Here is a 493-nt window from a genome sequence, read left to right as displayed (position 1 = left end):
CGTCGTCGTCTTCGTCCTCGAGTTCTGCGTCGAGGTCGATGTCGAAGCCCTCGAGGAGCTCCTTGTCCTCGTCCTCGGGCGAGACGATCTGGATCTTGTAGCCCAGCTCGTCACCGAGGACCTCGAACGTGGCCTCGTCCAGCGACTCGGTCGCGGTCGCCATCTCACCGAGGTGGAACAGCACCGTCACGAGGTTGCCGGGCATGGCGTCGATCTTGTCCGCGAAGTCCGAGATGCTCGCACCACGACGGAGTCGGACGACCGTGTTGCCGTCGCCACGAGGGACCTGCACACCGCCGAGCGACGGGGCCTGACGCATCTCGTACTCGGCGCGCTTCGTCCGCTTCGACTTGCGGGCACGGCTCTTGCCGCCACCGCGACCGAACGCACCGGCGGTCCCACCACCGGGGCCACGACCACGGCCACCGCCACCGGCGGGACGCGGGCCGCTGAAGGCCGGACGCGGGAAGCCGCCACCGGCACCGCCGCCGGC

The 493-nt window shown here is 70.0% G+C and carries 1 protein-coding gene; it reads right to left on the bottom strand.

Annotated elements, in window-relative coordinates:
• The coding region (locus tag BIU91_RS14890) for a translation initiation factor IF-2 N-terminal domain-containing protein (RefSeq protein ID WP_171907853.1) at positions 1-493 on the bottom strand (493 nt) is incomplete at both ends.

The sequence above is a fragment of the Curtobacterium sp. MMLR14_002 genome (genome assembly GCF_001864975.1).
Lineage (GTDB): Bacteria > Actinomycetota > Actinomycetes > Actinomycetales > Microbacteriaceae > Curtobacterium > Curtobacterium flaccumfaciens.
The sequence above is the reverse complement of the archived record's forward strand: the minus strand, read 5'-3'. Positions and strand labels throughout refer to the sequence as shown.